Below are 25490 nucleotides of genomic sequence, written 5' to 3'. Positions count from 1 at the left end.
CGAAAGGGGGTGCGGGCCGTGACCTCAGCAATGACAGCAACGGATGGCGACCCCGCTCTCGACGAGGTCGATCCTTTCCGCCTCCGGCTCCTCGATGGCCTGGCCACGTCGATCACCGAACGCGGCTATCGCGCCAGCACCGTCGCCGACGTCGTCCGTTGCGCGCGCACGTCCAAACGCACCTTCTACGACCACTTCGCGGGCAAGGAGGAGTGCTTTCTCGAGTTGCTGGCCGTCGACATCGAGAAACTGGGCGCGAAGATCGCGGCGTCGGTCGATCCCGACGCCGATTGGCACGCACAGATCCGGCAGGCGGTCGAGGCCTATGTCGGTTACATCGAGGCGCGCCCGGCCATCACGTTGAGCTGGATCCGTGAGTTGCCGTCGCTGGGTGCGGCCGCTCGCCCGGTCCAGCGCCGCGGGTTGCAGCTGTTGACCAGCCTGTTGATCGACCTCAGCGCCAGTCCCGGGTTCCGGCGCGCGAAGCTGCCGCCGTTGACCGCGCCCCTGGCCGTGATCCTGTTGGGCGGTCTGCGGGAGCTCACCGCACTTGCGGTCGAAGACGGAACACCGGTCCGAGAAATCGTGGAACCGGCGGTGGATGCGTCCGTAGCCCTGCTCGGCCCGCGGCATTGAGCGCGTCCGGCGCCGTAAATCGAGGTGTCGCAAGCCATCCCGGGCCCGGCCCGGCGGGGCTAGGCTCACCGCAGACCCCGCCCGTTCTGACATGGAGGATTCTGCGATGCGGCTCTCGACTCGAAACCAGCTCCGGGGAAAGATCACCGAGGTCGAACTAGGCACCGTGATGGCCGTGGTGAAGGTGACGCTCGACGGCGGCGATCAGGTCGTCACGTCGTCGGTCACCAGGGACGCCGCGACCGACCTCGGGCTCAAGGTGGGCCAGCCGGCGACCGTGTTCATCAAATCGACCGAAGTCACCATCGGCGTCGACTAGGGGCGCCGAAAAGCCCTCACCCGGTTTACGTTTCGGCGAGGAAGGCCCGGACCCGATCCAGCACGAGATCGGGTCGCTGATCGACGATCCAATGGCCGACCCCGTCGACCAGTTCGACCTCGAAATCCTTGATGTGGTCGGCATATCCCTCGGTCAGGTCGGCCGTGATCACCGGGTCTTCGGTGCCCGTCAGCCAGCGAACGGGGACGTCGACGCGGGCCCCGTCGTACTCGCCGCGCATCCAGCTCAGCATCTCCCTGGTCTGAAACGACCGGTACCACCGCGACCCCGCCTCGGCGTGGCCCGGCTGCGCATGCACTCGAGGTACAGTCGCACGTCCTCCTCGGGCAGCGTGTAGCCGCCGCCGACCCACGACCCCAGCAGGCGGAGGAACCGCGGGTTCGACGCGCTGATCACCCGGGGGCCGATGACGGGCAACGAGATTGGGATCTGATACCAGAACCGCCAGACGTTGCGCAGCATCGAGGGGGAGCGCTTGACGAACGGCGCCGAGGTGTTCACCCCGAAAAAACCGGTCACCTTGTCCGGATGGCGCAGCATCATGATGAACGCGGCCGGTCCGCCCCAATCGTGGGCCACCAGCTTGACCGACGCGACGCCCAACCGATCCAGCACCCGGGCCAGGTCGTCGGCCATCTCGTCCTTGCGGTAGCTGGTGCGCGGCGCCGAGCTCCAGCCCGAGCCGCGCAGGTCCGGGCACAACACCCGGTACCCGTCGGCGGCCAGCGGGCCGATGAGCTCGCGCCATTCCCACCAGTTCTGCGGGAAGCCGTGCACCAGCATCACCGCCGGTCCGCTGGCCGGGCCCGCGTCCGCGACATGGATCGTCACGCCGTTTCCGAGCTCGACGTAGCGGTGTTCGACGCCGTCCAGCGCGGGCATGGTGACCATGTGTTGAGAACGTAGCGGCTCGGAAAGGGTTAGGCCAGAAACCGCTCCACATAGGGCGCGAAGCGCTGGCGCAGGCTGTGCTCGTTCAGGCCGAACATCTCATACGACGTTTCGACGTTGCCCAAGCGTCCGCGGCGGTGGCCCGCCAGGTAGCCGGCGACGGCCCGGCGCGCCTCATCGGTGTAGGGCTCGCCGGCCAGGGCGTAGACGCGCTCGGCCACGCCGGCTTCGTCGGCCATGAAGTCGTCGAACCGGATGTCGACCGAGCGGTCCGGGCCGATGGTGTCGCGGTCGCGCACCAGCGCGCTGAGCATCTGATCGAGGCGGTCGATCCAGGAGCTGGCGATCTGTTCGACCGGCACCGGCGAGCGGTGCATGCGCGCGGAGTAGGTGATCATCGTGATCATCGACAGCGCCACCGGCACCGGGTCGCGGTGGGTGAACACGACGATGCTGTCGGGGAACACCCGATCCAGCACCGGCACCTGTTCGAGGTGCTGCGGCGACTTGAGCAGCCAGCGCCGGCCCCCGCGCAGGAACTGCATCGCCCGCAGCTGGGTGGCCAGGTATTCGTAGTGCGGCGTCTGGTCGTGGGACTGGTAGTAGTCACGCCAGCGGGGCACGTGGGCGAGCGTCTCCAGCAGCATCGTGGAGACATCGTTGGCCAGCAGCTGGATCTCCTCGTGGACGTGGTCGGTGGTCATTTCGTGCATGAGCGCGAAATGCGGCATCACCGTGTTGATCACCCCGACCGCGACGTCCATCCGGGCCCGCCGCGGATCCGGCTGCACGCCAACCTCGTTCGGCATCGGGAAGGGCTCATTGCTTTCCCAGTACGGCATGGTGCGGAAGGTGGGTGGCGCCGCCAGCAGGTTGTGCAGGTGCGTGGTGCCGGTGCGGGGCAGCCCGGCGATCACCACGGGCGAGGTCAGTTCGATGTCGTTGATCTCGGGATGGCGCCGCAGCAGGTCGGCCAGCAGCAGCCGGTTCTTCAGGATCTGCAGCAGCTGCCCGTAGAAGTTGACAGCCCCGGCGCCGTGCAGCCCGTCGATCTCGCGCAGCGCGGCGAGGAAGACGTCGAGCCGTTCGCGGTAGTCGTCGGGCCCGAAATCGTGCAGGCCGGTGTCCGCACTGGCCTGGGCGTGCAGCGCGTCGGCGTCCAACGGGCACTGCGGGGCCATAGCGCTCATCATGTCGAGGATCTGCTGACCCTCGGCGCTGAATCGGGGCGTGGCCAGGTCATCGAGGGAAACGGAGCGAACGGCATCGGTCACGGCGACTTATGTTACTCTCAGTTTCGTAATGGATGGTGATTTTGGCCGGCCCCGTGATCCGCGTATCGACGCCGCGGTGTTGCGCGCGACGGTTGAACTGCTCGCCGAGTCCGGTTATCCGGGGCTGTTGGTGTCGGCCATCGCCGAGCGGGCCGGCACCAGCAAGCCCGCGATCTACCGCCGCTGGCCCAGCAAGGCGCATCTGGTGCACGAGGCGGTGTTCCCCATCGGCGCGGGCACCGCCATCCCGGATACCGGCTCGACGGCCGACGGCCTGCGCGAGATGGTGCGCCGCACAATGGTTTTCCTCACCACGCCGTCCGCCCGGGCGGCCCTGCCGGGCCTGATCGGCGAGATGGCCGCGGATCCGAGCCTGCACTCGGCTCTGCTGGAGCGCTTCGCCGGCGTCATCGGTGGCGGGCTGGGCGACTGGCTCGCGGCGGCGGCGGCGCGCGGCGACGTGCGCCCGGAGGTCACCGCCGCGGAACTGGCCGAAACCATCGCCGGCATCACGCTGGTCGCCCTGCTCACCCGCCCCACCGAGCTCGATGACGCGTGGGTCGATCGCACGACACGGTTGCTCCTGGAAGGAATCAGCGCATGACGCACGAATCGACGGTCGCGTGGCAGGATCTGTTGAAAACCCTTGGCGGCCTTGATCGCTCGTTTTTGGAGGGTGACCGCGCCGTCACCGATGACCGGCACATCGCCGACGGCTACCGCATGCTCGCCACCACGCTGGGCGTGGCGTTGGACACCTACCTGTTCCCCGAACCCGATCGGCCGCAATTCGTCGCGGTCAACACCCCGTTCCGCCGCGACCGCCGCTGGGGCGGGGACAACACCGACGCCTACTACCACATCTGCCCGGTCGACCCGGCGCGCCGCTACCGCATCAGCGGGAACAAGGGTGACAGCGTGTACTTTTCGGTCACCGCCTACAACGAGCCGACGCTCGGGGCGTGGTCGGACCGGGTGGTCGCGATCGTCCGCGACACCGACCTCGACGTCGACGCCGACGGCAACTTCGCCTTCGAATTCCCCCCGACGGCCGACGCGGCCGTGTTGATGACCCGCGACTACCAGGCCGACCCCCTGACCGGGCGCCCGGTTGTCTGGCGGATCGAGGCGCTCGACGAGCCGGCGCCGATCCGCCACGGCGACGCCGAGACGGCGGCGCGCCTGCGCGCGGTCGCGACCTGGCTGCAAACCATGTTCGCCATCGTGCCGCTGGCCGTGGGCAACCGGGTCGAAGACGCGCACGCCCTCGGGCACGAAACCGCCCACGCCGCAAACGCGTTCGCCGAGCCCTACCAGGTGCCGGACGCCAACTTCGGCTGGTCGGCGCGCGACGCCTGTTACTCGTATGGCAGTTTCGTGCTCGACGAGGACGAGGCGCTGGTGATCACGCATCGGCCGCCGGCGTGCAGGTTCTGGAACATGGTGGTGTGGAACCAGTTCATGGCCACCTACGGCGCCTCGGAGGGCCCCGACGCGCGCTGCTCGATCAACGGCCACAGCGCCGTCGCCAACAGTGACGGCTCGGTGACGATCGTGCTGTCCGGGGCGAAGACCGCGCACCCGAATTCCCTGACCACGCTGGGCTATCCGCGCGGCAACCTGGCCTTCCGGTGGTTCCTCGCCGACGGCGTGCCGCAGCGGCCGGAGGTGAAGCTCGTCAAGGCGGCCGACGCGCCGACGACGACCAGCTGAACCGCCGAGCGTGTAACGAGGGCGAAAAACGCGCGGAAAACCCGCCGCCAGTGCACGTTCGGCGGCCGTCAAGAATCCGAAGCCGCGCGGACCAGCTCGATGGCCCGGCCCAGCGTCTCGAGCTTGGCGTCCAGCGTGTCGCCCGCGGGATAGAGCCGCACGGTGTTCACGCCGGCGTCGCGCCACACCGCGAGGCGCGCGGCCACCATCTCCTCGGTCCCGATCAGCGTGGTCGCCAGCACCATCTCGTCGGTCACCAGCGTGGCCGCGCCGTCGCGGTCGCCGCGCTGCCAGCGCTCGCGTACCTCGGCGGCGACCTCGGACCAGCCCTGCCGGCTGTAGGCCCGGTTATAGAAGTTCGTGCTCGACGATCCCATGCCGCCGAGGCTGAACGCGAGCTCCTTCTTGCGGCCCGCGACCATGCCCCGCAACTCGACTTCGTCAGCGGCGAAGGCGACCTCGGCTCCCTGGCAGATGTCGATGTCGGCCCGGGCGCGGCCGGCGGCCGCCAGGCCGTCGTCAAGGTGGCGGAAATAGGCGTCCTCGGCGCCTTCCGGGACAAAGCTGGTGCCCAGCCACCCGTCGGCGACCCGCCCGGTCAACCGCAGCATCGCCGGTGACAGCGTGGCCAAATAGATCGGGATCGGGTGCTGCGGCCGCGTCGACAACCGCATCGGCACCGCCTCGCCGCCGGGGCGGGGAAGCTCGAATTCCTTACCGGTGTAAGAGATCTTTCCGCCCGCGAACGCCTGCCGGATGATGTCGATGGTTTCGGAGGTGCGCGCCAGCGGCCGCTCGAACGAGACGCCGTGCAGACCCTCGATCACCTGCGGGCCCGAGGCGCCTAACCCGAGCAGGAACCGCCCGTTCGACAGATTGGCGAGCGTGATCGCGGTCTGGGCGATCAGGACGGGCGAGCGGGTGCCGACCTGAATCACGCCGGATCCCAGGAGCATCCGCTCGGTGCGGGCGGCGAGGTAGCCCAGCGCCGACGGCGCGTCCGCGCCCCACGCCTCGGCCACCCAACACACATCGAGGCCCAGCTTTTCCGCCTCGACCGCGAGCGCCACCGCCTGCCCGGCGTCGTCCCCGGTACCGGAGAACTCCACCGTGGTGGCGGTCCGCATCACCGCACTCCGTGCTCGGCCAGCCGTTTGATCGAGGCCAGGGTCTTTCCGATCGCGGCCTCGAACTCCCGCATCCGCACGAACACGATCTTCTGTTCCTTGTCGGGCATCGAGTCGATCGCGGTCGACAACCCCGAACGTCCCGGCCCCATCTGCATCCAGTAGTTCAGGGCCGTGCCGCCGTCGCGGGGCGCCAGCCGGAATCGCCAAACCGAGGCCGGGTTATCGGGACCGCCGACGGCCCAGGCGAATTCGCGTGGCTCGTCGCACGCGACGATCTCAGACGTGGTGCTCCACTGCCCGAACGCCTCGTGCTCGTTGTGTCCGACGAAGCGGGCGCCGACCCGCGGGCCGTCCGATCCCTCGGCCCACTCCACGGCCTGGAGCTCGTTGCTGACCGCGGGCATCAGCTCGATATCGCAGACCAGGTTCCAGACCCGCTGCGGGTCGGCGTCGATCCACGTCGAGGCCTCCACCGTCGGGGTGTCCGCGTAGCGCGCGCCGGTCCATTCCACGGACCTCATTGTCCCCCTCGTCCGGCGCAAGGCAATGCGTCGACGGCACCGAGTTACGCGGCGACCGGCTCGCGGGCGGCGGGCGCGTCGGCGCCGGCTTTGGGCCGCCAGCTGTCCGGGAAGGTCAGCCTGACGATCTTGCGGACGACGGTGCCGAACTGCCGCAGCAGCGGACCGCGGTTGTACGGGATGCCGTAGCGCTCGCAGATCTCCTGCACCTCGGGCGCGATCTCCGCGTAGCGGCGGGCCGGCATGTCCGGGAACAGGTGGTGCTCGATCTGGTGGGAGAGGTTGCCGGAGAGCAGGTGAAAGAGCCGGCCGCCGGTGAGGTTCGCCGAGCCGAGCACCTGGCGGAAGTACCACATGCCGCGCGACTCGTCCCGGGTTTCCTCGACGGTGAATTCCTGTGTGCCGTCCGGGAAGTGGCCGCAGAAGATGATCATGTACGACCACACGTTGCGCATCAGGTTGGCCGTGAGGTTGCCGGTGAAGACGAACGGCGCGAACGGGCCGGCCAGCAGCGGGAAGGCGACGTAGTCCTTGAGCGTCTGCCGCCGGGTCTTGCGCCAGATGGCGCGCAGCACCTCGCGCTTGTCCTCGAGGCGGATCTCGCCGGAGCGGATCCGCTCGGTTTCCAGTTCGTGCAGCGCGACGCCGTACTGGAACAACACCATCAGCAGGAAGGCATACAGCGGGTTGCCCAGGAAGTACGGCTGCCAGCGCTGGTCCTCGCTCATCCGCAGGATCCCGTAGCCGATGTCGCGGTCCATTCCCACGATGTTGGTGTGGGTGTGGTGCATGTAGTTGTGCGAGTGCCGCCATTGATCGGCCGGGCACGCGGTGTCCCACTCGAAGGTGCGGCCGGAGATCGCCGGGTCACGCATCCAGTCGTACTGGCCGTGCATGATGTTGTGGCCGATCTCCATGTTGTCCAGGATTTTGGCGATGCCGAGCATGCCGGTGCCCAGCAGCCACGCGGGCGGCAGGAACAGCAGCACGCGCCCGCCGACCTCCAGCGCACGCTGGGTCTTGATGACGCGGCGAATGTAGTCGGCGTCCTTTTCGCCGAGGTCCGCCATCACGCGCTCTTTGATGGCGTCGAGTTCGCGGCCGAAATCCTCGGCCTGCCCGGGTGTCAGGGTGATCTTGCTGGGTGTCATGGCTTTTCCTCTCAGGTCCGTTGTCTACAGCGAGACGTCCACGTCACCGACCGGAACGGACACGCAGATCTGCACGTCCTCATCGGGTGCGGTCGAGACCGCGCCGGTGACCAGGTTGCGCACGGTGCCGGCGGTTTTGCGCCGCGTGCAGGTGTGACAGATGCCCATCCGGCATCCGTTTTCCGGGGACAGGCCGGCGGATTCGGCCTGTTCCAGCAGCGGGCGTCCGTCGTCGACGATGTCAACGCCGCTGTCGGAGAACGTGACTCGCCCTCCCGACGGGTCAGCCGGTGTTTCGAAGGCCGGCGGGACGAAGCTTTCGGTGTACACGGTGTCGCAGTGCTCCCGCACGGCCTCGACCAAAGCCGCTGGGCCGCAGACGAATACCGCGTCGGGTGAGGGCATCGCGGCGGCCAGGTGTTCCGGGCCGAAGCGTCCGGCCAGGTCGCCGCCGTCGGCGCGGGTGTAACCGCGCAGCACCCGCACCGACTCCAGCGCGGCCAGCTCGTCGCGGTAGCACGCCTCGGCGGGCGTGCGGGCGTAGTGGACGAAGGCGATCTCGCCGCGATGCCCCTGGGCTACCAGGGTGCGCAGCATCGCCATCACCGGGGTGATCCCGCTTCCCCCGGAGACGAACAGGATCCGCCGGGGACGCGGCGCGGGCAGCGTGAAGTCGCCGCCGGCGCCGGCCAAACCGACCACCATGCCGGGACGGGCGTGTTCGTACAGATGGTTCGAGACCAGCCCCCCCTCGTGGCGGCCGATCGTCAGCTCGAGGGTGGCCGCCCCTTCGGCGTTGGCCGGGGAATAGCAGCGGGTGTGCCGGCGCCCGTCGATCTCGACGGTCAGGTTGACGTACTGGCCGGCCCGAACGGTGTGGGTGGCCAGGAAGGTGTCGTTGGGTGTGAGGGTGAGCGTGACGCTGCGGGGTGTGGTCCGGCGCACGTCGGTCACCTTGGCGCGGGCGTCGCCCAGCGTCCATGTCGGTGCGACGAGCTCGGTGTAGCGGTCGACGCCGTGCGGACCGGTCAGCAGGTCTAGAAGCTCCGAACCCAACACGCGCTGGCGGAACGTCCGCGCGAGGACCCGGCCAGAAGCTTGAGCGTTTTGAGTGAACATATGTACACCGTGCGACCGCAACGGCTAGGTAGTCAAGGGTTTACTGGCCCGATGTGGTAGGGTTCACACAGTGAACAGCCGTACTCCTAGCTCACGGGCGCGCGGCTCCGGACGCGAACGCTCGCGGGAAAGTCAGTCGCGCGAGGAGCGCAAGGAGGCGACGCGGCGCGCCATCATCGCCGCGGCGCTCAAGCTCTTGCAGGACCGCAGCTTTTCCAGCCTGAGCCTGCGGGAGGTGACCCGCGAGGTCGGGATCGTGCCGGCGGCGTTTTACCGGCACTTCGAATCGATGGAGGCGCTCGGCCTGGTCCTGATCGACGAGTCGTTTCGCAGCCTGCGTGACACCTTGCGCGACGCCCGCGCCGGCAAGCTCGACCCGAACCGGGTCATCGAGTCGTCCGTCGAGATCCTGGTCGCCAGCGTGGCCGACCGGCGCGAGCACTGGAGGCTGATCGGTCGCGAGCGCAACAGCGGCCTGTCCGTGCTGCGCTACGCCATTCGCACCGAGATCCGGCTGATCACCTCCGAGCTGGCCACCGACCTGGCGCGTTTCCCCGGTTTGAACAAGTGGACCACCGAGGATCTCAACGTGCTGGCGACCCTGTTCGTCAACGCCATGATCGTCATCGCGGAGGCCATCGAGGATTCGCAGAGCGCCGAGGCGACCGAGGACATCCGCCGGCTCGCGGTCAAGCAGTTGCGGATGATCGCGACCGGCATCGCCGGGTGGCAGAGCACTCCCTGATCACATTGGCTGCAGTAAACAGGCGAGCACTGACTTACTCGTCGACCACGTCGTAGAGCGAATCGCCGTCTTCGGGGGTGCCGTCGATCTGGCCGCGATGCGCGCGCCGCGGCCCGTCGTCCACGGGCTCGATGTCATCGGGCACATCGGGCTCCTCGGCGGCCATTCGCTCGTCGAGGGATTCGCCCTCTCGTTCCTCTCTCGCCGTCACACCGAAGCGATTGGCCTCGCTCCAGCCCTCGGGGGGATCGACGACGATGTCGCCGTCGTCGTTGCGCAGTTCGTCGGAGTCGGTTCCTTCGCTCGCGTTCAGGGTGTCGCCCGGTCCGCCCTCCTCGGGAAAGTCGGCGGGATCGACCAGATCGTCGGCTTGGGGGTTCTCGCTCATGCCAAAACGGTTGCCCGCCGGATTGGGTGACTAAACGGCCCGCGGCGCCCGCCACATCGCCCACATCGTCGGGCCGTCGTCCGGCAGCACGATCTCGCGGGTGACGGTGAACCCGAAACGCTCGTAGTACGGGACGTTTTCGAATTTGGTCGATTCGAGGTAGGCCGGACAGTATTCGGCGTCGCAGCGGTCCAGCCGCGACCTCATCAGGGCTTGACCGAATCCCTGGCCACGGACCGCCGGGTCGCTGCCGATGACCGCCAGATACCAGTGCGGTTCCTCGGGGTGCACGCTCTTCATCAATTCCTGGACCGCGCGGCCGCGCATCGAGCGCAGACCGAACACCCGCAGGAACGTGGGCGTCATCGCCAGCTGCGCACCGGGCGTCTCCTGCCACTGGCCGGGCGGATCCCACAGCGCCGCAGCGCCGATGCCCGAATCCTCGGTGGCCACCTCCACGCCGCCGCGGCCGAGATGATGGTGGCGGGTCATCGTCGCGAACAGCCGGGCCAGGCCCGCGGTGCGCTTGTCCTGGTCGGGCATCAGCCAGACCATCACCGGATCGTCGTAGAACGCGCGGGCCAGCGTGCGCGACAGCTCGCGGACGTCGGCGTTGAGCGCCGGGCGGACGTGCGGGGTCATCCACGTCACGCTAGTGGGTGTTGAGGTGATGCGGCGCGGGTATGCCGACCCGGGTGACCGGCATGTCGCGGCGAGCGTTCGGGCGGGTGGCCGCCGCGGGCATGCTCGGGTCCGTCGGGCTGTCGGACGGCTGCACGACGCGGGGCACCGACCACGCCACGTCCGCCGGTCCGCCACCGCCGTCGGGCAAGGGCGTGGGGTTCGTGCTGTCCCACGAGCAGTTCCGCACCGACCGGCTGGTGGCGCAGGCGCAGGCGGCCGAAGAGGCCGGCTTCCACCACGTGTGGGCCAGCGACCACATTCAGCCCTGGCAGGACAACCAGGGCCATTCGATGTTCCCGTGGCTCACGCTGGCGCTGGTCGGCAGCGCCACCAGCCGGATCTCGTTCGGCACCGGGGTGACCTGCCCGACCTACCGCTACCACCCCGCCACGGTCGCCCAGGCCTTCGCCTCGCTGGCAATCCTCAACCCGGGCAGGGTGTTCCTGGGTGTCGGCACCGGTGAACGGCTCAACGAACAGGCCACCACCAATGCCTACGGCGACTACGCCGAGCGCCATGACCGGCTGGTCGAGGCGATCGACCTGATCCGCCGGTTGTGGAGCGGATCGCGAATCTCCTTCTCGGGGAGATACTTTCAGACGAACTCGTTGAAGCTTTACGACGTGCCGGCCGCCCCGCCGCCGATCTTCGTGGCGGCCGGCGGCCCGAAGAGCGCGAAACTGGCCGGGCAGCACGGGGACGGCTGGATCAGCCAGGCCCACGATGTGATGGACCCAAAACTGTTGGCGGCCTTCGGTTCCGGAGCGCAGGCCGCCGGGCGGGATGTCGCCACGTTGGGTAAACGCGCCGAACTGTTCGCGGTCGTCGGCGGCAATGCCGAGGCGGCCCGCGCCGCTACGCTGTGGCGTTTCACGGCCGGCGCCGTCGACCAGCCCAATCCCGTCGAGATCCAGCGCGCGGCCGAGTCCAACCCCGTCGACAAGGTGTTGGCCGGCTGGACCGTCGGCGCCGACGCGGCCCCGCACATCAGCGCCGTGCAGCGGGTGCTCGACGCCGGGGCCGTCCCCTTCCTGCACTTTCCCCAAGACGACCCCATCACCGCCATCGACTTCTACCGCACCGATGTCCTGCCGAAGTTGCGCTGAGCGAACTTGGGGCACCCGTCGTTTCGAAGCTGTTTCGAAGCCCCGGGCCCGGGTATCCGCACCCAACTTCGAGGGACAGCCCAATTGGAAGGCAAAGCATGGACGCAATCACTTTTCTCCGTCAGGACCACAAGAGCGTGCTCGGTCTGTTGGAGACGCTCGACGGCGCGCCGTCGGGCCCCGGCGCGCAGGCGAGCGGCCTGGAAACCATGGTCAACAACCTCATCATCGCCGAATCGCAGCACGAAGCGATTGAGGAGCAATTCTTTTGGCCGGCGGTGCGCGACGCAATGGGCGATGGACTCGTCGACAAGGCGATCGAGCAGGAGCAGGCCGGCAAGAAGCTGCTGCAGCGGCTCGAGGACGGTAAGCCGGGCGAGCCGGACTACCACGAGGCGCTGCAGGAATTCGTCGCGGCGGGGCGCGACCACATCGCCTACGAACAGAATGAGGTGTGGCCCCAAGTCGAAACGGTGCTCAGCCGTGAGGAGTTGGAAAAGATCGGCGAAAAGCTGGAAGCGGCAAAGAAGATCGCTCCGACGCGACCGCACCCGGACACGCCGCCGAACCCGGCCGTGCTCAAGACGATGGGGATGGGCGCGGCGATCGTCGACCACGTCCGGGACGCGGTGACCGGACGCGGCAAGGACAATCCGCCGGATCCGCAGATGCACTGACCCGGCAACGACGATGGCCGGGCGTCTTGATCGGACGCCCGGCCATCTCGTCTCCAATTAGCCTGTGGGAACGTGCTGTTCGTGCGTGAACGGTTTCTCGGCGTTGACGGCCGGCGAGCCCTGCGGGTTCTCCTTGGCGCCGGTGTTCTTGCGCGTGGCGCCGCCTAGCCACTGCTGCTCGGGCTTTTCCACGTACTCCCATTCCGTGCCCTCGGGCCAGGGGCCCTGTCCTTGGTTCCACGGACCGCGAACGGACTCGCCGCCCCCGTTGGACATGTTGAACGCCACGTTCTGGAACCGCGGGTCGCCGGGCAGCTGTCCCGGCGGGAAGTTCACCGGAAGCTCGTTGAGCGCTGCCGTGAACTGCTGATAGTGCGCGACCTCGCGCGTCATGAGGAACGTCAGCGTGTCCTGGACGCCGGGGTCGTCGGTGAACTGCTTGAGGTATTCGTAGACGATCTTGGCGCGCGATTCCGCCGCGACGTTGTTGCGCAGATCGACGGTCGGGTCGCCGTTGGCGTCGATGTAGGCGCCGGTCCAGTTGTTTCCGCCGGAGTCCTTGACGTCCGGTCCACCGCCGCTGAGCACCAGGAACAGCGGGTTGACCGCGACCGAGTGGATGAGGCCGTCCCGGCCGCCGCCGTTCGCCGTCACCGCCGGCATCCAGTCGCATTTCTCGTTGGCGATCTTGAGGTTGTCGTTGAGCCCGTCGAGCAGCATGGTGATCATCGATCCGACCATTTCGAGGTGGCTGAGCTCCTCGGTCGCGATATCCATGAACAAGTCATACATTTTCGGGTTCTTCTGGCGAAGCACGAAAGCCTGGGTGAAGTACTGCAGCGCCGCGGTGAGTTCACCGTTGGCGCCGCCGAACTGGTCCATCAGCAGCGACGCGAATCGAGGGTCGGGCCGGTCGACCCGTACCTCGAATTGAAGATCTTTGTTGTGCACAAACACTGGGGCCTCCCTGGGGGATCGAGATGGGGCTGGTCGACGCCGGATACCCGGGGCCTATGACGCCAAACTCGGGGCATCGCAACTTCCCATCGGTCGGCCGTCCGGCCGGGGCCGCTGATCGCCGGGGTTACGCGTCGGGGATCCATCGTGGAGAATGCGCCCCTATGGAGTCTTTGGACCCAACCTCGAAGCACGAGTTGGCCGTGCGCATTGCCGAGCTCGCCCGCGAGATCGCCACCCCACGTTCGCTGGACGACGTCTTCGCCGACGTGACCACCGCCGCGGTTGAGCTGATACCGGCCGCGGACATCGCGGGGGTGCTGCTGCTCAAGGCGGGTGGGGAGTTCGAATCGGTCGCCGACACCGACAGCCTGGTCGCGAAGCTCGACAAGCTGCAGCACGACTTCGGTGAGGGCCCCTGTCACGACGCCGCCCTGAATGAAACGATCGTGCGCAGCGACGACCTGCGCGACGAGCCACGCTGGCCCAAGTACGCGCCGGCGGCGGTCGAACACGGGGTGCTGAGCAGCCTGTCGTTCAAGCTCTACACCGCCGAGCGCACCGCCGGCGCCCTGAACCTGTTCAGCTTCCGGCCCAACGTGTGGGATACCGAGGCCGAGACCATCGGAACCGTGTTCGCCGCGCACGCCGCGTCGGCGATCATGGCCGGGCGCCACGGACGGCAGATGCAATCGGCCCTGTCGTCGCGCGACCGCATCGGGCAGGCCAAGGGCATCATCATGGAGCGCTACGGCGTGGACGACGTGCGCGCCTTCGAGTTGCTGCGCCGGCTGTCGCAGGAGAGTCAGACCAAGCTCATCGACATCGCCCAGCGCGTGATCGACACCCGCGGCGAGGATTGATCCGCGGCCGCGCGACACCCGAACGTGGACTTGTTGCGCGAAGAGGCCGCGTTTCGCCGCAACAAGTCGACGTTCGACGCGGCGTTTTCAGGCGTCGACGCGGCGTTTTCAGGCGTCGACGCGGCGTTTTCAGGCGACGAAGCGGACGACGCTCTCGGCCACGCACGCCGGCTTGGCCGACCCTTCGATCTCGACGGTGGTCGAGATGGTCGCCTGCACGGCGCCGTTGCCCACGTCGTCGACGCTGACCAACGAACTCTGCGCGCGCACCCGCGAGCCGACCGGGACCGGCGCGGGGAAGCGAACCTTGTTGAGGCCGTAGTTGATTGCGAGCTTGATGCCGTTGACGGTGTAGATCTGGTGCTGCAGTCGCGGCAACAGCGCCAGGGTCATGAAGCCGTGGGCGATGGTCGTGCCGAACGGCCCGGACGCGGCCCGCTCCGGGTCGACGTGGATCCACTGGTGATCGCCGGTCGCGTCGGCGAACAGGTTGACGTCTTCCTGGGTGATGGTGGCCCAGTCACTGTGGCCCAGCTCCTCGCCCGCGGCGGCGGCGAGGTCGGCGACTGATTCGAAGGTGCGCATTGGGTGTTCTCCTTGGTTTCGGCTGCTAACAATAACGGTGGGCCGCACGGTTAGCACCGAGCCCTCGCGGGTGGCAGCCGGTGGACGGACGAACCCATCTCGAGCCATCCCGACGAATTCAATGCGGCCCTGCTCGACTTCCTGGCGCGGTAGCGCCCGGGCGCCGAAGGCCGCGCCGCCCCCGTTTCGCCTGAGCCGTCGGGGGAATTCGGGAGGTGGACGTTGCCGCGCCAGGTGTTCGATGCCGCGGCGTCGCCGTGGGCTTCAGAAAGGAACCGCCATGCCAGACCGCAAGGGCCACAAAGCCGAGGAAGACGTGGAACCCGACACCCACCAAGCTCGGTCCCGCGCCGCCGCGGGTGAGGACGACGGCTCGTACGTGGGCGCCGCGGGCTCCGATGACTCGTTCGATGCCGGCGAATCGGGCGCCGAGGCCCGCAGCGAGCGCGGCTGACGGTTTACCCGAGTGCGCCGATCGCCGCTTGCAGCCTGGTGGTGGCCTGATCCGCGACCTCCTGCAGCGCCCCGGCTTCGCCGGTCACCTTGACCATGAGCTGGGGATCCATGGCCTCGACCAAGACCGCGCCGCCGGCGGGGTCGGAGCGCACCACCACGTTGCACGGCAACAATTGGCCGATTTGGCGGTAAGCGTTCAGCGCCCGGTGCGCCAGCGCCGGGTTGCAGGCGCCCAGGATGAGATAGTCCTCCATCTCCTCGCCGAGCTTTTGCTTGAGCGTGGCCTTGACGTCGATCGTGGACAGCACGCCGAAACCCTGGTCGGCCAGCGCTTGCGTGGTGCGCTCCACCGCGTCCTCGAACGAGGTGTGCAGCGTGGTGCTCAATCCCGGTGTCATGTGATTCCTCCTCTTTCAGCCGTGGACTACCCAGAATTTCGCCCACAATGGGTCGGTGAGGCTGCTGCTGATCGCCGATACCCACATCCCCAAACGCGCCCGCGACCTGCCCGCGCAGGTGTGGGATGAGGTCGCCCAGGCCGACGTCGTCATCCACGCCGGCGACTGGATCTCACCGGAGTTCCTCGATCGCCTCGAAAGCGCCGCGACACGCCTGGTCGGGTGTTGGGGAAACAACGACGGCCCGGCGTTGCGGGCCCGGCTCCCCGAGCGGGCGGACGTGACCCTGGCGGGCGTCCGGTTCACGGTCACCCACGAGACCGGCGCCGCAGCGGGCCGCGACGCGCGTATGTCACGGCTGTACCCGGACAGCCAGGTGCTGGTGTTCGGGCACAGCCACATCCCCTGGGACAGCACCACCGAGACCGGGTTGCGCCTGCTCAATCCGGGGTCGCCGACGGATCGGCGCCGCCAGCCGTTTTGCACGTACATGACCGCCGACGTCGACGACGGCGCCGTGACCGGCGTCGCGCTGCATCGCCTGCCCAGGTAGCGGGTACTTACCGTACGCGGAGCTTCCCCACCTAAATAGCTCGGCTACAGAGGTATCATGGCGGAAGTGAAGACACGCACCGACGTCGCAACCGACCTGTTCGGCGTGGTCGGCCGCTTCCGGCGGCAACTACGCCGGTCGGCCGGCCGGGCGTTCGATTCGTCGCGGCTCTCCGAATCGCAGTCCGAACTGCTGTGGCTGGTCGGCCGGCGTCCGGGAATCTCGGTCAGCGCCGCCGCGGCCGAACTCGGGCTGGTGCCCAATACCGCCTCGACCCTGGTCACCAGGTTGGTCTCCGACGGGCTGCTGCTCCGCACCGCCGGGGACACCGATCGCCGGGTGTGCCAGCTTCGGCTCGCCGAGCCCGCCCAGCAGATCCTCGACGCGTCCCGGGCCGCCCGGCGCGACCTGCTGTCCGAGCTGCTCGACGAACTCGACGCCGACGAAATCGAGTCCTTGGCAAAGGGATTGGAGGTCCTCGACACGATGACCCGCATGCTTCAGGAGCGAAGATCATGAGCGTGACGCTGCCGATGGCCATCGACGCCCGGCACCTGACCTACCGCTACGGCCAGTTCACCGCCGTCGACGACGTGACATTGCAGGTCCGGCCCGGCGAAACCATGGGCCTGTTGGGCCCCAACGGCGCCGGGAAGACGACCATGGTCCGGATGCTGACCACGCTGGCCCCGGTGCAGCAGGGCGAGCTCCACATTTTCGGGATGGACGCGCGCCGCCAAACCACCGACATCAGAAGCAACATCGGCTATGTGCCGCAACAGCTTTCGATCGAGCCCGCGCTGACGGGCCGGCAGAACGTGGAGTGGTTCGCGCGGTTGTACGGTGTGCCTCGCGCCGAGCGCTCCGATCGCGTCGATCAGGCGCTGGTCGCCATGGACCTGCTGGGCGTGGCCGACCGGATGGCGTCGGCCTACTCCGGCGGCATGGTCCGCCGTCTCGAGGTGGCGCAGGCGCTGGTCAATCGTCCGTCGCTGCTGGTGTTGGACGAGCCGACCGTGGGGCTGGATCCCATCGCGCGCGACGGCGTGTGGTCGCAGGTGCGAAAGATGCAGGCGCAGTTCGGCATGACGGTGCTACTGACGACGCACTACATGGAGGAGGCCGACGCGCTGTGCGACCGGGTGGCGCTGATGCACCACGGCGCGTTGCGGGCCGTCGGCGCACCCGACGCGTTGAAGGCCCGGCTGTCCAACGGGTCGCCGGGCGCCACGCTCGAGGATGTGTTCCGCCATTACGCGGCAACGGGTTTGGACGACGAGGCGGCGTCGACGGAGGAACCCGGGTCCATCCGGGAAATCCGTTCCAGCAGAAAGGCGGCGCGCCGTGTCGGTTGATGGCGCCGCGGCGGGGACACTGCTTCGCGCACCGCGGGGATGGCAGCGGGTCGGCGCGCTGACCGGCCGCATCGGAGCATTCGCGATCGTCGAACTGCAGAAGTTGCAACACGACCGGACCGAACTCGTCACCCGGATGGTGCAGCCCGCGCTGTGGCTGCTGATTTTCGGTACCACCTTCAGCCACCTACACGTCATCGCGACCGGATCGGTGTCGTATCTGGCCTTCCTGGCCCCCGGGATCATCGCCCAGTCGGCGTTGTTCATCTCCATTTTCTATGGGATACAGATCATTTGGGATCGCGACGCCGGCGTACTCGCCAAGCTCATGGTGACGCCGGCGCCGGCGTCGGCGCTGATCACCGGCAAGGCGTTCGCGGCCGGGGTGCGTTCGGTGGCCCAGGTCGTCGGTGTGATGGCGCTGGCGTACCTGATGGGTGTAGGACTGACGATCAATCCCCTGCGGATCGCGGCGGCGATGGGGGTCGTCATGCTCGGCGCCGCGTTCTTCGCGTGCCTGTCGATGACGCTGGCCGGCTTGGTGCGCAACCGCGATCGCCTGATGGGCATCGGACAGGCGATCACCATGCCGCTGTTCTTCGCCTCCAACGCGCTGTACCCGGTCGACGTGATGCCGGCGTGGTTGCGCGCGCTGAGCAAGGTCAATCCCCTCAGCTACGAGGTCGACGCACTGCGGGCGCTGCTGATCGGAACCCCGTTCAACCCGGTCGGCATCGTCGTGCTGGTGGTGGCGGCGGTGCTCGGAATCACCACGGCGTCAACGCTTTTGCGTCGCTTGGTCGCCTAGAGCGCCACGGCGGTGCTAGCGCGCCCGCCATCACGTCGCAAGGGCCGGCGCGGTACCGAGAGCCGATCGTGACCCGAACGTGATGATGTCTGGCCGACTCGCAATCGTTAGCTAACCGCGATCTGTCGCTGCGGCCGCGACAACCGAATTCGGCGCTCGCGCTGTGTTTCACTCCCCGAGAACAGATTCCACCGCATGGTGCGGCAGATGAAAGTTGGGATGGGTAGAGAGCTATGTCGTTCATCGAAAAGGTGCGAAAGTTGCGTGGCGCGGGGGCGAACATGCCGCGCCGACTGGCGATCGCTGCCGTGGGGGCCTCCCTGCTGTCCGGTCTCGTCGCCGCCACCGGAGGCTTCCCCACCGCGAGCGCCTTCTCCAAGCCGGGGCTCCCGGTGGAATACCTCGAGGTTCCGTCGCCGTCGATGGGCCGCAACATCAAGGTCCAGTTCCAGCCCGGCGGCGCGCACGCCGTGTACCTGCTGGACGGCCTGCGCGCGCAGGACGACTACAACGGCTGGGACATCAACACCCCCGCCTTCGAGGAGTTCTACCAGTCCGGCCTGTCGGTGATCATGCCGGTCGGCGGCCAGTCCAGCTTCTACAGCAACTGGTACCAGCCGTCGTCGGGCAACGGGCAGAACTACACCTACAAGTGGGAGACCTTCCTGACCCAGGAAATGCCGCTGTGGATGCAGGCGAACAAGCAGATCTCCCCGGCGGGCAACGCCGCGGTGGGGCTCTCGATGTCGGGCGGCTCGGCGCTGATCCTGGCCGCCTACTACCCGCAGCAGTTCCCCTACGCCGCCGCCCTGTCCGGGTTCCTGAACCCGTCCGAGGGGTGGTGGCCCACCCTGATCGGCCTGGCGATGAACGACGCGGGCGGCTACAACGCCAACAGCATGTGGGGCCCGTCCACCGACCCGGCGTGGAAGCGCAACGACCCGATGGTCCAGATTCCGCGGCTGGTCGCCAACAACACCCGCATCTGGGTCTACTGCGGTAACGGCACTCCCAGCGACCTGGGCGGCGACAACATGCCGGCCAAGTTCCTGGAGGGCCTGACGCTGCGCACCAACGAGCAGTTCCAGAACAACTACGCGGCCGCGGGCGGGCGCAACGGGGTGTTCAACTTCCCCGCCAACGGGACGCACTCGTGGCCCTACTGGAACCAGCAGTTGATGGCCATGAAGCCCGACATGCAGCAGGTGCTGCTGGCCAGCAACACCACCGCGCAACCCGCGCAACCGGCACAGCCGGCGCAACCCGCGCAGCCGGCGACCTAAATCCCGGCAAGCCAGCATCGGCAGTAGCGCACCGGTCAGCGCTACTGCCGATGCTCTTTTTCACCCGCGTCGAGCAGGGCGCGCCGATCGGAGTGGAAGTAGGTGTAGCCGGTGGTCAGCGCGCACACGACCGTGGCCACCACCAGCATCCACGTCCCGTTGACGAACAGGCTGATGAACCCGCCCACGGTTGCGCCCACCACGAAGCTGGCGAACAGCAGGAAATAACCCAGCCATTCGGCCGCCGTCCCACCGGCGAGGTGGCGTTCGATGCCCTGGCCCATCTTGACCAGCGTCCCGGTCACGTAGCTGAGCGAGACCGACACCTCGCCGTCCTTGACGAACGATGTGTTGAGGGCCCCAATGCCGAAGGCCACCAACATGATCGGCGCGAAATCGAGCAGATTCTCTTCCCAGCCCTCATCGATGACGTCCACCATGGTGGCCGCCAGCAGGCTGAACGTCGTCAGCACCGTCGGCCCATGCGGGTGCGCCACCCAGAAATGCCGCCGGCACACCGAGGCGATCACCACGCCTGAGACGAAGCAAACGATCAACACGCCCGCCGTCACCGACAGCAACACGTCGCCGCGGAAATACCCGAGCATGGCCCGCTGGGCGTTCCCGGTCATGAAGGTCACGAAGTAGCCGGCGGAATGGGTGAAGGCGGTCGCTCCCAGGATCCCCGCCAGCACCGCCAGCACCCAGGACAACCGCGACTCACTGTTATTGATCTCGTTCGGCACACGCACATGGTTCCAGACGGCGGCGGCGCGTGCAGCGCACGCCGCTTGCCGACGGGCGACTGCGCCCGGCTAAGCCGACGCTACGCAGATGGCGGCGACCCGCTGCGCCCCGGCTACGCCGCGCTTGCGATCGCCGCTCAGACGGCGGTCAGGCGGGCGATGGAACGCAACGGGATCGGCAGCCAGCCGGGCCGGTGCCGGGCCTCGTAGCCGGCTTCGTAAACGGCCTTGTCCAGTTCGTAGGCGGCCAGCAGCTGCGCCGAATCGCGGGGGTCAATCCCGGAGGCCGCCGCGTAGCCGTCGCAGAACGCGGTGCGGTTGCGTTCGACCCACTCGCGGGCCCGGGCCGCCAACTGCTTGTCATCGGCCTGGTCCACCAGCGGCCCGTAGGCGGCGTATTCGAATGACCGCAGGACGCCGGCCACGTCGCGCAGCGGCGAATCGGGCGCGCGGCGTTCCTCGAGCGGCTGCCCCGGCTCACCCTCGAAGTCGATGAGCAACCAGCTCTCCGGCGTGCGCAGCACCTGCCCCAGGTGCAGATCGCCATGGACGCGCTGCACGGTGATCGTCTCGGCGACCAGCTTGCGGAACCGCTCGTCGATGGTCGCGGCGAACTCCTCGAGCTCGGGCACCAGGGCCACGGTCGACGACAGCCGCGCCAGCACGTTCTCCACCGGGAAGACCGCCTGCGCGGTGCCGAGGGTCTCGGCCAGGGTGGCATGCACCGACGCCACGGCCTCGCCGAGGCGGAAGGACTCGCCGGCGAAGTCGCCGCCGACCTCGTACGCGTAGAGATCGGCCTCGGCGAACAGGTCGCGAACGCTGGCGCTGGCCATCGCCCAGCCTTCCGCGGCGTTGGCGGCGAACTCGGTCACCATGCCCAGCGGCCACGTCTCGTCGCCCGGACCCGTCATCTCGTAGGTGCCCAGCAGCCGGGCGACGTGCGGGTTGCCCGCGCGGCCCAGCACGCGGTTGAGCTCGATGTCGGGATTGATGCCGCCGCTGACGCGGCGGAACACTTTGAAGATCGCGTCGCGGTCGAAGATGACGCTCGTGTTGGACTGCTCGGCGTCGGACACGTGCGCCATCGCCTCCAGCGGCAGCTCGGCGTCGGGCTCCTTGGCGAATCTCACCTCGACGCCCGACGCGCCGCGCGCGGCCGACGAGTCGATGAGCGACAGCAAAAACTGCGGCGCGTCGGCGTCGTACATCGCGTCGAAGCCGGTCCGGTCGTCGGCGGCGCCGATGGTGGCGACGTTGCTGTACTCGACGACCGGGGCGGAATCCCATCGCACGATCACCTGGTAGCGGTCGCGGGAACCGTCGGCGTAGGAGGCGTCGACGAGCACCAGGTCGAGGTCGTCGCGCAGCGCCACGACGACGCTCGGCTCGGCGCTGGACAGTTCACGGTTGCGCCCGGCGTACCAACGCTGCTGTGGAAGCCACTCGGACCAGGGCAATTTCTCCGGGGAAGTCATCAGCGCCGCTCCTCTTTCTTGCCTGGATTGACGCCGGCGCGAGTGATCGTCATGCATCCTCCTCGCATCCGCTCAGCCGGAACCAATAGAACCCGTGTCCCGGCAGTGTCAGCAGGTAGGGCAGGTGACCGATGCGCGGAAACTCCACCTGCCCGGTCAGCTCGACCGGCGTGCGTCCGCTCCAATGCTGCAGGTTCAGTTCGATCGGCTGCGGGAACCGCGACAGGTTGTTGACGCACAGCACGGTGTCGCCGTCGCCGGACACCTGCCGCAGGAACGCCAGCACCGACGGGTTCGAGCCGCCCAGTTCCTCGAAACTCCCGATGGCGAAGGCCTCGTGGCGGCGCCGCACGGCCAACATCGTGCGGGTGAAGTTGAGCAGCGACGTGGACGTGTCGCGCTGGGCCTCCACGTTGACCGCCTGATAGCCGTACACGGAGTCCTGGCTGGGCGGCAGGTACAGCCGGCCGGGATTGGCCTTGGAGAAGCCGGCGTTACGGTCCGGCGTCCACTGCATCGGGGTGCGCACCCCGTCGCGGTCTCCCAACCAGATCACGTCGCCCATGCCGATCTCGTCACCGTAGTACAGGACCGGCGAGCCGGGCAGCGACAGCAGCAGCGCGGTGAACAGCTCGATCTGGTTGCGGTCGTTGTCCAGCAGTGGGGCCAGGCGGCGGCGGATGCCGACGTTCGCCTTCATCCGCGGATCCTTGGCGTACTCCGAGTACATGTAGTCGCGCTCTTCGTCGGTGACCATTTCCAACGTCAACTCGTCGTGGTTGCGCAGGAAGATCCCCCACTGCGCCATGTCGGGGATCTCGGGCGTCTGGGCCAGGATCTCCGAGATCGGGAACCGGGATTCCCGGCGCACCGCCATGAAGATGCGCGGCATCAGCGGGAAGTGGAACGCCATGTGGCATTCGTCGCCGCCGGTGCTGGGGTCGCCGAAGTACTCGACGACGTCGGCCGGCCACTGGTTGGCCTCGGCCAACAGCACCCGCCCCGGGAATTCGTCGTCGACGACCTTGCGGACGCGTTTGAGGAAGGCGTGCGTCTCCGGCAGGTTCTCGCAGTTGGTGCCCTCCCGTTCGAACAGGTAGGGCACCGCGTCCAGCCGGAACCCGTCGATGCCCAGGCCGAGCCAGAACCGCAGCACGTCGATCATGGCTTCCTGCACGGCCGGGTTTTCGTAGTTCAGGTCCGGCTGGTGCGAAAAGAAACGGTGCCAGTAGAACTGCTTGCGCACCGGGTCGAAGGTCCAGTTGGACTCCTCGGTGTCGATGAAGATGATCCGGGCGTCGGTGTAGCGCTCGCTCGTGTCGCTCCACACGTAGTAGTCGCCGTACGGGCCGTCGGGGTCGTGGCGCGACTCCTGGAACCAGGGATGCGAATCCGATGTGTGGTTCATCACCAGGTCGGTGATCACGCGGATGCCCCGCTCGTGCGCGGCGTTGAGCAGCGCGACGAAATCCTCGACCGTCCCGAACTCGGGCAGCACCTTGTAGAAGTCCCGGATGTCATAACCGCCGTCGCGCAGGGGCGAGTCGTAGAACGGGGGCAGCCAGATGCAGTCGATGCCCAGCCATTGCAGGTAGTCCAGCTGCCCCAGCAGTCCGCGCAGGTCACCGGCGCCGTCGGCGTTGGCGTCGAAGAACGCCCGCACCAGCACCTCGTAGAACACGGCGTGCTTGAACCAGGTCGGGTCGGTGGGTAGCGCGGCGGCGTTGTTGAAGTCCTCGGCGTCGGGGTGCTCGACGACGCCGTCCTGGACGTGACTGCCCCCTTCGGGATGGTGCTCGACAGCTTCTTTTGCGTCGTTCATCAAATCCACGATGCCACGGGTACCCGAGGCGCGACATTCGGAATCACGCCCACTCCTGGGCGACGAATCACGGCCGGGGGCAAACGAATTGGCCTCCGGCCGGATGTCGTCGCCGGGTGTGTCAGGCCGGCGGCCCCTCCGCCAGCGTGATGTTCGCGGTGCGGTCGCCGCCGTCGGTGGAGCGGTAATGCACGGCGATCGTGTCCCCGGGGTGGTGCGGGACGAGCACCTCGGTCATGGACGTCGCCCCGGTGATCGCGACGTTGTCGACCCCGGTGATGACGTCGCCCGCGGCGATCCCGGCCGCCCCGGCGGGCCCGCCGTTGACCACCCGCTGGACCCGCGCGCCGTTGCCGTTGTTGTCCATCACGCCCAGGCCGAGGAACGCGGTGGGGCCGATGTGCACGGTGTTGGAGCCGGCGCCGGACCTGATCTGGTTGGCGACACCCATCGCGCGGCCGATCGGAATCGCGAAGCCCTGCCCGCCGGACATCTTGTAGCTGTCGGTGGCGGCGGTGTCCACACCGATCACCTGCCCGGCGCTGTTCACCATGGGCCCACCGGAGTCGCCCGGCCTGATCGGCGCGTCGGCCTGGATGAGGCCGCCCAGATTCTCCTGCGCGCCGGTCAGGGTGTCGGTCGCCGAGACGCTCTGGTTGAGCGCGAGGACCTTGCCCGTGACCGCGCTGGGGGTTCCGCCCTGACCGCCGGCGTTCCCCAGCGCGACGATCGGCTCGCCCACCCTGGCCTCACCACCGATCGCGGCGGTGGGAAGCCCGGCGGCACCGCGCAGCTGCAGCACCGCGATGTCTTGTGTGCGGTCGTAGCCGACCACGTCCACGGCGTAGGTCTGCCCGTTGCCGACGGCGAAGGCGCTGATGTCGGTGGCCCCCGAGATCACGTGGTTGTTGGTCAGCACGACACCGTTCGGGTCGATCACGATGCCGGTGCCGGCACCGACGGCGTTGTTGTAGCCGAACTTGGTGTCGATGTTGACCACCTGCGGCCCCACCTGACCGACCATCGCCGACGGGTCCAGCGGCAGGGCGGGCGGTGACGCGGTGGCCATTCCGAGGCCGATACCAGCGTCCAGACCGAGGCCGAGTGCGACCACGGCCACCACGCTGACCACCCTGGACCAGACCGAGCGGTGGTGCGATTTGCTCATCGGTGTCACCCTCCTGCTTCGCCGTAACCAACAAACTGTCCCGGCCTCAGGCTCTGGGCGGCACAATTCGTGTACATAACCGTAATGCAGGTAGCTGTGCACGGCATGTCCCAGGCTCGCGCCGGCCCTGCTGTCACGCACGGCGCGCCCCTAAGCTGACGCGGTGGGCGAATTCGACCCCCGGGCCCGATTCATCGAGTCGCCGGTCGCGCGGTTGGCCACCGTTACCCCGGGCGGAGCGCCGCACCTGGTGCCGGTGGTGTTCGCGGTCGCCGCCGACCCGGGCGGCCGGGACGTGGTGTACACGGCCGTCGACGCGAAACCGAAGACGACGCGGCGGCTGCGCCGGCTGGCCAACATCGAGGCCGACCCGCGGGTGAGCCTGCTGGTGGACCACTACTCCGATGACTGGGCGCGGCTGTGGTGGGTGCGGGCCGACGGTGTCGCCACCATCCACGACGACGGCCGGGCACTGGAATCGGGCCGCCGGCTGCTGCGCGCGAAATACCCTCAGTATCAATCGGTTTCGCTGGACGGTCCGGTCATCGCCGTCGCCGTGCACCGCTGGTCGAGCTGGCATCCCTGATCGGCCGGCCGTTCGATCTGGCCCGACGGTCTTGTGGTCGACGGGAGTTGGGTGAAT

Annotated in this window: 29 protein-coding genes and 1 pseudogene; 15 read left to right on the top strand and 15 right to left on the bottom strand. The window is 68.1% G+C overall.

Annotated elements, in window-relative coordinates:
* Nucleotides 1–30 precede the first annotated feature (30 nt).
* Nucleotides 31–636, top strand: coding sequence for a TetR/AcrR family transcriptional regulator (locus tag QGN30_RS03360; RefSeq protein WP_008262083.1), 606 nt, complete (start codon nucleotides 31–33; stop codon nucleotides 634–636).
* Nucleotides 637–742: 106 nt separating this feature from the next.
* Nucleotides 743–955, top strand: a complete 213-nt coding sequence (locus QGN30_RS03355) for a TOBE domain-containing protein (protein WP_008262084.1) — start codon at nucleotides 743–745, stop codon at nucleotides 953–955.
* Between the two features lie 25 nt (nucleotides 956–980).
* On the opposite strand, the pseudogene QGN30_RS03350 reads toward QGN30_RS03355, so the two are convergent.
* Together QGN30_RS03350 and QGN30_RS03345 are read right to left on the bottom strand one after the other, a co-directional pair.
* Nucleotides 981–1867, bottom strand: a pseudogene (locus QGN30_RS03350) (alpha/beta fold hydrolase).
* 29 nt (nucleotides 1868–1896) lie between these two features.
* The gene (locus QGN30_RS03345) at nucleotides 1897–3141 is read right to left on the bottom strand and encodes a sulfotransferase family protein (RefSeq protein ID WP_009956659.1); all 1245 of its coding nucleotides are present in this window, start codon (nucleotides 3139–3141) and stop codon (nucleotides 1897–1899) included.
* Between the two features lie 28 nt (nucleotides 3142–3169).
* Between QGN30_RS03345 and QGN30_RS03340 the strand changes: the two genes are divergently transcribed.
* Complete coding sequence (locus tag QGN30_RS03340; RefSeq protein ID WP_009956660.1) at nucleotides 3170–3745, top strand: TetR/AcrR family transcriptional regulator; 576 nt, start codon at nucleotides 3170–3172, stop codon at nucleotides 3743–3745.
* Complete coding sequence (locus QGN30_RS03335; RefSeq protein WP_009956661.1) at nucleotides 3742–4854, top strand: DUF1214 domain-containing protein; 1113 nt, start codon at nucleotides 3742–3744, stop codon at nucleotides 4852–4854. The genes QGN30_RS03340 and QGN30_RS03335 overlap by 4 nt, the downstream gene beginning before the upstream one ends.
* 68 nt (nucleotides 4855–4922) lie before the next feature.
* Here QGN30_RS03335 and QGN30_RS03330 read toward each other — a convergent pair whose 3' ends face one another.
* Genes QGN30_RS03330 through QGN30_RS03315 form a run of 4 tightly spaced genes read right to left on the bottom strand, consistent with a single transcriptional unit; the run spans nucleotide 4923 to nucleotide 8775 of the window.
* Nucleotides 4923–5981 (bottom strand): LLM class flavin-dependent oxidoreductase, encoded by a 1059-nt coding sequence (locus QGN30_RS03330; RefSeq protein ID WP_038538144.1) that lies wholly within the window; start codon nucleotides 5979–5981, stop codon nucleotides 4923–4925.
* Nucleotides 5981–6505: an SRPBCC family protein gene (locus QGN30_RS03325; protein WP_198346185.1), complete on the bottom strand. Its 525-nt coding sequence runs from the start codon at nucleotides 6503–6505 to the stop codon at nucleotides 5981–5983. Before QGN30_RS03325 ends, QGN30_RS03330 begins: the two co-directional genes overlap by 1 nt.
* Before the next feature lie 44 nt (nucleotides 6506–6549).
* Nucleotides 6550–7656 (bottom strand): fatty acid desaturase family protein, encoded by a 1107-nt coding sequence (locus QGN30_RS03320; RefSeq protein WP_038538147.1) that lies wholly within the window; start codon nucleotides 7654–7656, stop codon nucleotides 6550–6552.
* A 24-nt stretch (nucleotides 7657–7680) separates the two neighbouring features.
* Nucleotides 7681–8775 (bottom strand): ferredoxin reductase, encoded by a 1095-nt coding sequence (locus QGN30_RS03315; protein ID WP_038538150.1) that lies wholly within the window; start codon nucleotides 8773–8775, stop codon nucleotides 7681–7683.
* A 70-nt stretch (nucleotides 8776–8845) separates the two neighbouring features.
* Between QGN30_RS03315 and QGN30_RS03310 the strand changes: the two genes are divergently transcribed.
* Nucleotides 8846–9520 (top strand): TetR family transcriptional regulator, encoded by a 675-nt coding sequence (locus QGN30_RS03310; protein WP_008262100.1) that lies wholly within the window; start codon nucleotides 8846–8848, stop codon nucleotides 9518–9520.
* Between the two features lie 34 nt (nucleotides 9521–9554).
* Here QGN30_RS03310 and QGN30_RS03305 read toward each other — a convergent pair whose 3' ends face one another.
* Both QGN30_RS03305 and QGN30_RS03300 read right to left on the bottom strand, forming a co-directional pair.
* The gene (locus tag QGN30_RS03305; protein WP_248923284.1) at nucleotides 9555–9908 is read right to left on the bottom strand and encodes a hypothetical protein; all 354 of its coding nucleotides are present in this window, start codon (nucleotides 9906–9908) and stop codon (nucleotides 9555–9557) included.
* Between the two features lie 30 nt (nucleotides 9909–9938).
* Nucleotides 9939–10550: a GNAT family N-acetyltransferase gene (locus QGN30_RS03300; RefSeq protein WP_038538877.1), complete on the bottom strand. Its 612-nt coding sequence runs from the start codon at nucleotides 10548–10550 to the stop codon at nucleotides 9939–9941.
* A gap of 53 nt (nucleotides 10551–10603) precedes the next feature.
* Between QGN30_RS03300 and QGN30_RS03295 the strand changes: the two genes are divergently transcribed.
* Nucleotides 10604–11698, top strand: coding sequence for a F420-dependent hydroxymycolic acid dehydrogenase (locus QGN30_RS03295; RefSeq protein WP_225331194.1), 1095 nt, complete (start codon nucleotides 10604–10606; stop codon nucleotides 11696–11698).
* Nucleotides 11699–11796: 98 nt separating this feature from the next.
* The gene (locus QGN30_RS03290) at nucleotides 11797–12375 is read left to right on the top strand and encodes a hemerythrin domain-containing protein (protein ID WP_009956674.1); all 579 of its coding nucleotides are present in this window, start codon (nucleotides 11797–11799) and stop codon (nucleotides 12373–12375) included.
* Nucleotides 12376–12432: 57 nt separating this feature from the next.
* Here QGN30_RS03290 and QGN30_RS03285 read toward each other — a convergent pair whose 3' ends face one another.
* Complete coding sequence (locus tag QGN30_RS03285; RefSeq protein WP_009956675.1) at nucleotides 12433–13332, bottom strand: manganese catalase family protein; 900 nt, start codon at nucleotides 13330–13332, stop codon at nucleotides 12433–12435.
* 164 nt (nucleotides 13333–13496) lie between these two features.
* Between QGN30_RS03285 and QGN30_RS03280 the strand changes: the two genes are divergently transcribed.
* Nucleotides 13497–14195, top strand: coding sequence for a GAF and ANTAR domain-containing protein (locus QGN30_RS03280; protein WP_009956677.1), 699 nt, complete (start codon nucleotides 13497–13499; stop codon nucleotides 14193–14195).
* A gap of 129 nt (nucleotides 14196–14324) precedes the next feature.
* Here QGN30_RS03280 and QGN30_RS03275 read toward each other — a convergent pair whose 3' ends face one another.
* The gene (locus QGN30_RS03275; RefSeq protein WP_008262120.1) at nucleotides 14325–14780 is read right to left on the bottom strand and encodes a MaoC family dehydratase; all 456 of its coding nucleotides are present in this window, start codon (nucleotides 14778–14780) and stop codon (nucleotides 14325–14327) included.
* A gap of 280 nt (nucleotides 14781–15060) precedes the next feature.
* Here QGN30_RS03275 and QGN30_RS03270 point away from each other — a divergent pair, with 280 nt between their 5' ends.
* Complete coding sequence (locus QGN30_RS03270; RefSeq protein ID WP_008262122.1) at nucleotides 15061–15234, top strand: hypothetical protein; 174 nt, start codon at nucleotides 15061–15063, stop codon at nucleotides 15232–15234.
* A 4-nt stretch (nucleotides 15235–15238) separates the two neighbouring features.
* Here the strand turns inward: QGN30_RS03270 and QGN30_RS03265 are convergent, their stop codons facing one another.
* The gene (locus QGN30_RS03265; RefSeq protein ID WP_038538156.1) at nucleotides 15239–15634 is read right to left on the bottom strand and encodes a DUF302 domain-containing protein; all 396 of its coding nucleotides are present in this window, start codon (nucleotides 15632–15634) and stop codon (nucleotides 15239–15241) included.
* A 55-nt stretch (nucleotides 15635–15689) separates the two neighbouring features.
* Between QGN30_RS03265 and QGN30_RS03260 the strand changes: the two genes are divergently transcribed.
* The 5 genes from QGN30_RS03260 to ag85C all read left to right on the top strand — a co-directional run bounded on the left by QGN30_RS03260 (nucleotide 15690) and on the right by ag85C (nucleotide 19633).
* Nucleotides 15690–16187, top strand: coding sequence for a metallophosphoesterase family protein (locus QGN30_RS03260; RefSeq protein WP_008262133.1), 498 nt, complete (start codon nucleotides 15690–15692; stop codon nucleotides 16185–16187).
* Nucleotides 16188–16244: 57 nt separating this feature from the next.
* Nucleotides 16245–16706 (top strand): MarR family winged helix-turn-helix transcriptional regulator, encoded by a 462-nt coding sequence (locus QGN30_RS03255; protein ID WP_008262134.1) that lies wholly within the window; start codon nucleotides 16245–16247, stop codon nucleotides 16704–16706.
* Nucleotides 16703–17542, top strand: a complete 840-nt coding sequence (locus QGN30_RS03250) for an ATP-binding cassette domain-containing protein (RefSeq protein ID WP_038538160.1) — start codon at nucleotides 16703–16705, stop codon at nucleotides 17540–17542. The genes QGN30_RS03255 and QGN30_RS03250 overlap by 4 nt, the downstream gene beginning before the upstream one ends.
* Nucleotides 17532–18350: an ABC transporter permease gene (locus tag QGN30_RS03245; protein WP_008262137.1), complete on the top strand. Its 819-nt coding sequence runs from the start codon at nucleotides 17532–17534 to the stop codon at nucleotides 18348–18350. The genes QGN30_RS03250 and QGN30_RS03245 overlap by 11 nt, the downstream gene beginning before the upstream one ends.
* 233 nt (nucleotides 18351–18583) lie before the next feature.
* Nucleotides 18584–19633 carry a diacylglycerol acyltransferase/mycolyltransferase Ag85C gene (gene ag85C / locus QGN30_RS03240; protein ID WP_008262140.1) on the top strand — a complete coding sequence of 350 codons (1050 nt, stop codon included), beginning with the start codon at nucleotides 18584–18586 and terminating at the stop codon, nucleotides 19631–19633.
* 41 nt (nucleotides 19634–19674) lie between these two features.
* Here ag85C and QGN30_RS03235 read toward each other — a convergent pair whose 3' ends face one another.
* From QGN30_RS03235 to QGN30_RS03220, 4 genes are all read right to left on the bottom strand, one after another.
* Nucleotides 19675–20379 (bottom strand): YoaK family protein, encoded by a 705-nt coding sequence (locus QGN30_RS03235; RefSeq protein ID WP_008262142.1) that lies wholly within the window; start codon nucleotides 20377–20379, stop codon nucleotides 19675–19677.
* A gap of 137 nt (nucleotides 20380–20516) precedes the next feature.
* Nucleotides 20517–21857 carry a maltokinase N-terminal cap-like domain-containing protein gene (locus tag QGN30_RS03230; RefSeq protein WP_008262144.1) on the bottom strand — a complete coding sequence of 447 codons (1341 nt, stop codon included), beginning with the start codon at nucleotides 21855–21857 and terminating at the stop codon, nucleotides 20517–20519.
* 49 nt (nucleotides 21858–21906) lie between these two features.
* Nucleotides 21907–23679, bottom strand: a complete 1773-nt coding sequence (gene treS / locus QGN30_RS03225; protein WP_008262145.1) for a maltose alpha-D-glucosyltransferase — start codon at nucleotides 23677–23679, stop codon at nucleotides 21907–21909.
* 121 nt (nucleotides 23680–23800) lie between these two features.
* A complete protein-coding gene (locus QGN30_RS03220; RefSeq protein ID WP_009956681.1) occupies nucleotides 23801–24847 on the bottom strand; it encodes a S1C family serine protease in 1047 nt (348 codons plus the stop codon).
* A 163-nt stretch (nucleotides 24848–25010) separates the two neighbouring features.
* Here QGN30_RS03220 and QGN30_RS03215 point away from each other — a divergent pair, with 163 nt between their 5' ends.
* Nucleotides 25011–25433 carry a TIGR03668 family PPOX class F420-dependent oxidoreductase gene (locus QGN30_RS03215; protein ID WP_008262148.1) on the top strand — a complete coding sequence of 141 codons (423 nt, stop codon included), beginning with the start codon at nucleotides 25011–25013 and terminating at the stop codon, nucleotides 25431–25433.
* The last annotated feature ends 57 nt before the right edge of the window (nucleotides 25434–25490 follow it).

This window comes from Mycobacterium sp. 3-98, from assembly GCF_035918355.1.
In the GTDB taxonomy this organism is placed as follows: domain Bacteria; phylum Actinomycetota; class Actinomycetes; order Mycobacteriales; family Mycobacteriaceae; genus Mycobacterium; species Mycobacterium intracellulare.
This window is presented reverse-complemented; position numbering and strand designations above follow the sequence as displayed.

Bases quoted from the DNA above. Each gene is read 5' to 3' on its own strand.
- QGN30_RS03360 (WP_008262083.1), top strand. From the start codon at position 31: ATGACAGCAACGGATGGCGACCCCGCTCTCGACGAGGTCGATCCTTTC.
- QGN30_RS03355 (WP_008262084.1), top strand. From the start codon at position 743: ATGCGGCTCTCGACTCGAAACCAGCTCCGGGGAAAGATCACCGAGGTC.
- QGN30_RS03340 (WP_009956660.1), top strand. From the start codon at position 3,170: ATGGATGGTGATTTTGGCCGGCCCCGTGATCCGCGTATCGACGCCGCG.
- QGN30_RS03335 (WP_009956661.1), top strand. From the start codon at position 3,742: ATGACGCACGAATCGACGGTCGCGTGGCAGGATCTGTTGAAAACCCTT.
- QGN30_RS03330 (WP_038538144.1), bottom strand. From the start codon at position 5,981: ATGCGGACCGCCACCACGGTGGAGTTCTCCGGTACCGGGGACGACGCC.
- QGN30_RS03325 (WP_198346185.1), bottom strand. From the start codon at position 6,505: ATGAGGTCCGTGGAATGGACCGGCGCGCGCTACGCGGACACCCCGACG.
- QGN30_RS03320 (WP_038538147.1), bottom strand. From the start codon at position 7,656: ATGACACCCAGCAAGATCACCCTGACACCCGGGCAGGCCGAGGATTTC.
- QGN30_RS03315 (WP_038538150.1), bottom strand. From the start codon at position 8,775: ATGTTCACTCAAAACGCTCAAGCTTCTGGCCGGGTCCTCGCGCGGACG.
- QGN30_RS03305 (WP_248923284.1), bottom strand. From the start codon at position 9,908: ATGAGCGAGAACCCCCAAGCCGACGATCTGGTCGATCCCGCCGACTTT.
- QGN30_RS03300 (WP_038538877.1), bottom strand. From the start codon at position 10,550: ATGACCCCGCACGTCCGCCCGGCGCTCAACGCCGACGTCCGCGAGCTG.
- QGN30_RS03290 (WP_009956674.1), top strand. From the start codon at position 11,797: ATGGACGCAATCACTTTTCTCCGTCAGGACCACAAGAGCGTGCTCGGT.
- QGN30_RS03280 (WP_009956677.1), top strand. From the start codon at position 13,497: ATGGAGTCTTTGGACCCAACCTCGAAGCACGAGTTGGCCGTGCGCATT.
- QGN30_RS03275 (WP_008262120.1), bottom strand. From the start codon at position 14,780: ATGCGCACCTTCGAATCAGTCGCCGACCTCGCCGCCGCCGCGGGCGAG.
- QGN30_RS03270 (WP_008262122.1), top strand. From the start codon at position 15,061: ATGCCAGACCGCAAGGGCCACAAAGCCGAGGAAGACGTGGAACCCGAC.
- QGN30_RS03265 (WP_038538156.1), bottom strand. From the start codon at position 15,634: ATGACACCGGGATTGAGCACCACGCTGCACACCTCGTTCGAGGACGCG.
- QGN30_RS03255 (WP_008262134.1), top strand. From the start codon at position 16,245: ATGGCGGAAGTGAAGACACGCACCGACGTCGCAACCGACCTGTTCGGC.
- QGN30_RS03250 (WP_038538160.1), top strand. From the start codon at position 16,703: ATGAGCGTGACGCTGCCGATGGCCATCGACGCCCGGCACCTGACCTAC.
- ag85C (WP_008262140.1), top strand. From the start codon at position 18,584: ATGTCGTTCATCGAAAAGGTGCGAAAGTTGCGTGGCGCGGGGGCGAAC.
- QGN30_RS03230 (WP_008262144.1), bottom strand. From the start codon at position 21,857: ATGACTTCCCCGGAGAAATTGCCCTGGTCCGAGTGGCTTCCACAGCAG.
- treS (WP_008262145.1), bottom strand. From the start codon at position 23,679: ATGAACGACGCAAAAGAAGCTGTCGAGCACCATCCCGAAGGGGGCAGT.
- QGN30_RS03220 (WP_009956681.1), bottom strand. From the start codon at position 24,847: ATGAGCAAATCGCACCACCGCTCGGTCTGGTCCAGGGTGGTCAGCGTG.